The organism is Rathayibacter sp. PhB127 (assembly GCF_003751665.1).
In the GTDB taxonomy this organism is placed as follows: domain Bacteria; phylum Actinomycetota; class Actinomycetes; order Actinomycetales; family Microbacteriaceae; genus Rathayibacter; species Rathayibacter festucae.
In genome coordinates this window covers 396,161-402,359 of sequence record NZ_RKHW01000004.1, presented here as the reverse complement: position 1 = coordinate 402,359, position 6,199 = coordinate 396,161, and the positions used below count along the sequence as shown (strand labels likewise).

Sequence of the window (6,199 nt, the reverse complement as noted above, 5' to 3'; positions counted from 1 at the left end):
AAGCGCTTCGTCGCACGCCGCGTCTTCCACGACCTCGCCACCGACCTCCGACCACCCAGACTCACTGCTTGACATCCATAGGACCATCCAGCATGACGCGGCGCAGCCGCGTCCCTTTCCCTCACCACCGAGACGCGAAGCGGCTTCGCCGCTCGATACGCGCTGCGCGCTACTCGACCAGCATGAACAGGCGCGCGGGAGAGGATCGGCGCTCCATGCTGACCGCGCAGCCCGCGGAGCGGGCACTCCATGCTGATCGAGTAGCCCGTATCGCGGGCGTATCGAGATCCACCACCGTCAGAACGGTGCGGGTATGTCATCGAAGCGCGGCCCCGGTGGCGGGTCGGGCGGCCTCCCAGGCAAGGGCGGTGGCCGGTTGCTGATCCGTCGTCCGGTGGGGCTCGTCCAGACGAGGGTTCCGTGGTCGTCGACCCGGTCGTCGCTCCACTGCTCGCCGTGTCGGACGTGGTGATGCGAGGTGCAGAGCATGACGAGGTTCTCGAGCGAGGTCTCGCCGCCGTTGCGCCACTCGAGCGAGTGGTCGGCCTCGGCCGTCGAAGCGGGGCGGGTGCAGCCGGGGAAGCGGCAGGTCTGATCGCGCAGCTGTAGGTGCAGACGCATCCGGGCGGGCGGGACGCGCTGGGTACGGCCGACCGAAACGACGACACCGGTGTCCGGGTCCGTGAGGACCCGGGTGAAGGAGGCCGCGGTGCGGAGGAGCTGTCGGGCGATCGGGGCGGGGACGGGGCCGTAGCCGTCGAGGTCCGCGGGTGCGTCGTCGAGGCCGACGGCGGTGGAGGCGGCGAGTGTGAGCCGGACCTCGGCGCGGACGCCGGGGACGAAGGTCGGGTCCGGCCGGTGCTCGGCGTTCGGCGTGGTCCCGGCGACGTCGCCGTCGCAGAGCAGATCGATCGCGGCGTCGGCGCTGAGCTGCTGGAGGGTGCGGGTGTCGCCGTCGTCGCGGAGGGTGCGGGCGATTCGGCGGAGTCGGTCGTGCGCGCCCACCACGGCGGGTGCGGGGCCGTAGATGCAGAGCGTGGCCATTCCGTCGATGTCGGGCGTGACCCAGGCGGCGCGGTCCTCGCGGGCGCGGGCGTGCCGCTGAGCGAGAGGGTCCTCGTGCAGCTCCTCGCGCCAGCGGCGCAGAGCGCGGCGCAGCTGCGTGAGCGTCATCGACGGCGCCGCTTCGGCGGCACGCTCGTCGAGAGCGGCGCGGGAGGCTTCGGGGAGGCTTCCGGCGGTCGCGCAGATCGCCTCGCCTTCCTCCCAGTGCAGTCGCGCCTGCGCGAGCAGCGCCCGGGTCAGCGGAAGGTGCTCGATCAGCAGCTGCGCGTTCTCGAGACGCCGCGCGATCACCTGCTCGGGCAGGCCCTCCGCGACGGCGAGTTCGGCGCGGATGGAGCGCTCGACGAGGTCGCGGGTCTCGCTCGGGGTCGCGCCGCGGGCGAAGATCTCTTGGTGGGCGAGGGCCGTGCGGTGGAAGTCGTAGAGGTCGTCGGCCTCGGCGAGACGGCGCTGGGCCGCGGCGCGGGCGTTCGCGGCGGCGCGGGCGCTGAGCCTGCGCAGGTGCGCCAGTGCCTCTTCCGTCGATCCGAACTCCGTCATACGAGTATTGAATCAGGGACCACCGACACTGGGGCCGGCTCGTGGAGGGCAGCGAGACGATTGGGGGCTGAACCGGGGCTGTGGAGGAGGCACTGCACTGGTGGGGTGGGTCTCGATACGCCCCTTCGGGGCTACTCGACCAGCAAGGAAGGGGACTGCTCGACCAGCGGAGAAGGGGACTTCGCGGCTCGCGGCCAGCCGGGTCGTCGGGCTTCCCTCCCGTTTGATCGAGTAGCCCGCGGGCGGAGCGGATCGGACGGCTGACGAGCTGACGCCTCCTGTGGTTGGGTTGCCGCACCGACGACACCCGGAGGACGACGATGCCCGACCACGACGACACCTGCGCAGCCGAGCAGCGCAGCCGAGCAGCCGAGCCGAGCAGCGGCGGTCCCGGCGTGAACGCCGTCGGCCCGATCGACGTCGCCTTCACCGCGCCGATCGGCGTCACCGTGAAGGGCGACCTCTGGTCCTGCGTGGAGGTGCCGGACTCCGTCGCGCTGTTCGGCACCGGCAAGGCCGTGAAGGTCGTCGCGACCGTCGACGGCGAGCCGCTCACCGCCGGCCTGATGCCCACGGGTGCCGGCGGCCACATGCTCTCGATCAGCGCCAAGCTCCGCAAGAAGCTCGGCAAGGACCTCGGCGACGAGGTCACCGTCCACCTGACGGAGCGCCTGACCTGACGGCGGGACCGCGGGAGAACGGTGGATCTCGATACGCCCGCGGAGCGGGCTACTCGATCAGCATGGGACGAACCTCACGGCAGGACGCCGTCCGGGCTCCGCCACTGCGGGTGGCGGGCCTCGACGGCGTCGGTGGTGGCGTACTGGGTGTCCGTCGTCAGGGCGAACGGGCTCTGGACGTCGATCTGCACGTAGTCGAGGCGGTCCCGAACGGAGACGTGCCAGTCGCCCGGGGAGTCGCCGTCCCAGGTCGCGGTGCCCTCGGCGCCCGGCCGGGTGAACCACAGCTCGCCACCCTCGCCGGTCTCCGCGGCGTCCTGCGTCAGCTCGTCCGCGACCCAGCCGCCGGCGAGCAGCTCGCGCTCGATCGCCTCCTGGATCTCCCGGCTCGCCGCGGGCCCCGCCCCCTGCGGCACCAGGCGGAGGAACAGCTGCACGGAGCGCTCGTCGTCGTGCCGCGCCGAGGGCTTGCCACCGCGCACCGACACCCGGAGGTCCGCGCCGATCAGCACCGGATGCAGCGACTCCGCGGCACCCACCGCGCTGTCGCCGAGCTCCTCCGCCGCGAGGATCTGCTCGTCGACGCCCGCCGTCGGCCCCGGCGCGCAGCCGGTCAGAAGCCCGAGCAGGACGACGCCCGCGACCGCCGTCCGCCTCGATCTCATCCGCCCACCGTATCGACAGGTGCAGTCGGGCCCCGCGAGGGCTAAGATCCGCGAGACGCGACCCGACGCGGATGGACGGATCCTGGCCGGCCACGATCGTCGGTGCGCCCGTATTCGGAGACCCCTTGGACGCTCGACGACGCCTGCTGGTGGGGGCCGGGGCACTCGCGCTGGTGCTGGTCGCGGGGGCCCTCGTGCTCGACGCGACCGCCGGCGGCCCCGGCGACGGCAGCCCGATCAGCGCGGGCGCGACCGGCTCCGCGGGCACCGCCTCCCCCGGCGCACCCTCCTCGGGCACCAACTCCTCCTCCGGCACCACTTCCTCCCCCGGCGCACCCGCGACCCCGGGCGCGACCTCCACCGCCACCGTCACCCCGCAGGACCCCTCGAACCCCGCCGCCGTCGCCGACCCCTCCGCCCCGCTCGAGGTCTCCGGCCCCGCCCCCGTCGACACCGGCCTGCCCGACTCCACGCCGCGCGCCGCCCTCGTCTCCCTCCCGCTGCCCGCCGCCGCGAGCGCCACCCGCGCGCTGGTCGCCGGCTACCCCTCCGCCGTCGTCGCCCCGCTGCCCGACTCGATCGTCGCCTCGAGCTCGGTCGAGCCGGCCGGCGGCGCGCTGCGTTCGGGCCTCACCGCGACCGTCGCCCTCGACGCCGAGCAGATCGTCGAGAGCTACCGCCGCTCGCTGGCCGCGCACGGCTTCACCTCCGCCGCCGTCGACGCGCCCGCCGACGGCGCCGCGATGGTCTTCACCGCGGGCGAGGACAGCGTGAGCCTCTCGGTCACGCCGACCGGCACCCCGCGGATGAGCTACTCGCTGATCGCCGTCCTGCACCCGAGCGGCGGCTAGGCGTGTACATCTCCCTGTCCGACCGGCCCGAGGGCGCCGCGGAGCAGCCCGCGCGCAGCACCGGCCCGTCGCGCATCGCCCCCGCCGTCATCGCCCTCGGCATCGTCAGCCTCTTCACCGACATCTCCTCGGAGTCGACCGCCGCGATCCTCCCCTTCTACATCACCGCCGCACTCGGCATGTCGACGCTCGCGTACGGCTTCCTCGACGGGCTGTATCAAGGGGTCAGCGCCTTCGTCCGGATCGGCGCCGGCTGGACCGCAGACCGCACCGACCGGCCCAAGCTCGTCGCCCTCGCCGGCTACGGGTTGTCTGCGATCGCGCGCCTGGGCCTGCTGGCCGGCAGCGGCCCGGCCGCGCTGACCGCGGTCGTCACCGTCGACCGCCTCGGCAAGGGCATCCGCACCGCGCCCCGCGACGCGATGATCTCCGCCTCGTCCGAGCCGACGTCGCTCGCCCGCTCCTTCGGCGTGCACCGGATGCTCGACACCGTCGGCGCGACGATCGGGCCGCTCCTGGCCTTCGTCGTGCTGCTGCTCGTGCCGGACGGCTACTCGACGGTCTTCGTGCTCTCGGCCGCGTTCGCGACGCTCGGCGTGGTGGTGCTGCTGCTGTTCGTGCCGGACGTGCGGATGCGCATCGCCGGCGGCGCGGCGCGAACGAAGCCGCCCTGGCGCCGCCTCTGGGACCGGCGCCCCCGCCGCCTCCTGCTCGCCGCCGGCCTGCTCGGGCTGCTCACCGTCGGTGACGGCTTCGTGTACCTGGTGCTGCAGAGCCGCAGCGGCTTCGCGGCGCAGTGGTTCCCGCTGCTGTACGTCGGGACGAACGCCGCCTACCTCGCCCTCGCGATCCCGTTCGGCCGTCTCGCCGATCGCTGGGGCCGCGCGCGGATGTTCGCCGCCGGCCACGTGCTGCTGCTCGCCGTCTACGTGCTCGCGGCGTCACCCGCCTCCGGCCTCGCGGTGACCATCGCCTGCCTGCTGCTGCTCGGCGCCTTCTACGCCGCGACCGACGGCGTGCTCGCGGCCGTCGCCGGGGCGAGCGTGCCCGCCGAGATCCGGGCGAGCGGGATCGCCGCGGCCCAGACGGTCGTCGCGGTCGCGCGCTTGTTCGCGTCGGTCGGCTTCGGAGCGCTGTGGCTGTGGCTCGGCCGGGAGGGCGCGATGATCGCCGTCGCCGTGGGTCTCGCGGTGGCGCTCCCCCTGGCGGTGCTGCTGCTGCGCGAGCGCTTCGCGGAGAAGAAGGGATGACGGCCGGGCAGGCGGGCCGCCTCTCGGACCGCGCGCGCTGGATCATCGCGGTGGTGGCCGCCGTCGCCCTGCTCGGCGGCGCCGCTGTGTACGGGGCCGGCGCCTGGGCGCGGTACCAGGCGCGCGCCTCCGCCGACTCGGCCGTCGCCGTCTCGACCGGCGCCCCCGAGGACGGCGACCGGATCGTCTTCCGCAACACCGCGAGCGGCCAGGGCTACGGGCTGGTCGCCTCCGTGCCGCTGGCCGACCCGGGCGCCGCGCGCACCCTCACCGATCGCGCCTGCGACCGCGTCGCCGCGACCGAGTCGATGGAGCTGTGCCTGCGCACCGACCGCGGCGTGCTGACCACCTTCGAGGCCGTCCTGACCGGCGCCGACGGCGAGACCCTGCAGACGTGGCCGCTGCCGGGCATCCCCAGCCGCGCCCGCATCGGCGAGGGGATGCTGAGCACCACCGCGTTCGTCACCGGGCACTCGTATGCGCCGACCACCTTCTCGACGCAGACCGTCATCCGCTCGCTCGACCCGGCCGTGCCGGACCCGGGGGATCTGGAGTCCTTCGCGCTGAGCGTCGCCGGGGCGCCGCTGACCGCTGCGGATCGGAACCTGTGGGGGGTCACGTTCGCCGACGACGGGGACACCTTCTATGCGACCGCTGCCTCGGGATCGCGGACGTGGCTGGTGCGCGGAAGCATGTCCGCGCGGACGATGACGGCGATCCACGACACGGCGGAGTGCCCGTCGCTCTCGCCGGACGAGACCCGAGTCGCCTACAAGAAGGACGTCGGGGACGGAGTGCCGGACTGGCGGATCGCAGTGCTGGATCTGGCGACGGGGGTGGAGACGGTGCTGCCGGAGGAGCGGAGTGTGGACGATCAGGTGGTGTGGCTGGATGACGGGACGCTGCTGTACGGGCTTCCCCGCGAGGGCGCGGCCGGCGACACCGATGTCTGGTCGATCCCTGCCGACGGCTCGGGCGACCCGGAGCTCTTCCTCGAGCACGCTTGGTCGCCGTCGGTCGTCCAGGGCTGACGACGAGACCCCGCTCCTCCGGGGGATCGACTCGATCTGAACGCCTGCGCTCCCCGGGGGGGCTCGGGGAAGACCCACGGCGACAGCCGATGGCGTGTGGCGCGCCACTTGCCGCGC

6 protein-coding genes are annotated in these 6,199 nt (G+C 73.8%); 4 read left to right on the top strand and 2 right to left on the bottom strand.

Going from position 1 to position 6,199, the window contains the following annotated elements:
- Positions 1-297: 297 nt before the first annotated feature.
- Positions 298-1,605: an HNH endonuclease signature motif containing protein gene (locus tag EDF22_RS18250; protein WP_123706232.1), complete on the bottom strand. Its 1,308-nt coding sequence runs from the start codon at positions 1,603-1,605 to the stop codon at positions 298-300.
- A gap of 320 nt (positions 1,606-1,925) precedes the next feature.
- On the opposite strand from EDF22_RS18250, the gene EDF22_RS18245 reads away from it, so the two are divergent.
- Complete coding sequence (locus tag EDF22_RS18245; RefSeq protein ID WP_123706231.1) at positions 1,926-2,285, top strand: DUF1905 domain-containing protein; 360 nt, start codon at positions 1,926-1,928, stop codon at positions 2,283-2,285.
- A gap of 74 nt (positions 2,286-2,359) precedes the next feature.
- Here the strand turns inward: EDF22_RS18245 and EDF22_RS18240 are convergent, their stop codons facing one another.
- The gene (locus EDF22_RS18240; protein WP_123706230.1) at positions 2,360-2,950 is read right to left on the bottom strand and encodes a hypothetical protein; all 591 of its coding nucleotides are present in this window, start codon (positions 2,948-2,950) and stop codon (positions 2,360-2,362) included.
- A gap of 125 nt (positions 2,951-3,075) precedes the next feature.
- Between EDF22_RS18240 and EDF22_RS21385 the strand changes: the two genes are divergently transcribed.
- Genes EDF22_RS21385 through EDF22_RS18225 form a run of 3 tightly spaced genes read left to right on the top strand, consistent with a single transcriptional unit; the run spans position 3,076 to position 6,082 of the window.
- The gene (locus EDF22_RS21385) at positions 3,076-3,801 is read left to right on the top strand and encodes a hypothetical protein (protein WP_148059239.1); all 726 of its coding nucleotides are present in this window, start codon (positions 3,076-3,078) and stop codon (positions 3,799-3,801) included.
- Between the two features lie 2 nt (positions 3,802-3,803).
- Entirely contained in the window at positions 3,804-5,051 is a 1,248-nt protein-coding gene (locus EDF22_RS18230) for an MFS transporter (RefSeq protein ID WP_123706228.1), read from the top strand.
- Positions 5,048-6,082, top strand: coding sequence for a hypothetical protein (locus EDF22_RS18225; RefSeq protein ID WP_123706227.1), 1,035 nt, complete (start codon positions 5,048-5,050; stop codon positions 6,080-6,082). The genes EDF22_RS18230 and EDF22_RS18225 overlap by 4 nt, the downstream gene beginning before the upstream one ends.
- The last annotated feature ends 117 nt before the right edge of the window (positions 6,083-6,199 follow it).

Bases quoted from the DNA above. Each gene is read 5' to 3' on its own strand.
- EDF22_RS18250 (WP_123706232.1), bottom strand. From the start codon at position 1,605: ATGACGGAGTTCGGATCGACGGAAGAGGCACTGGCGCACCTGCGCAGG.
- EDF22_RS18245 (WP_123706231.1), top strand. From the start codon at position 1,926: ATGCCCGACCACGACGACACCTGCGCAGCCGAGCAGCGCAGCCGAGCA.
- EDF22_RS18240 (WP_123706230.1), bottom strand. From the start codon at position 2,950: ATGAGATCGAGGCGGACGGCGGTCGCGGGCGTCGTCCTGCTCGGGCTT.
- EDF22_RS18225 (WP_123706227.1), top strand. From the start codon at position 5,048: ATGACGGCCGGGCAGGCGGGCCGCCTCTCGGACCGCGCGCGCTGGATC.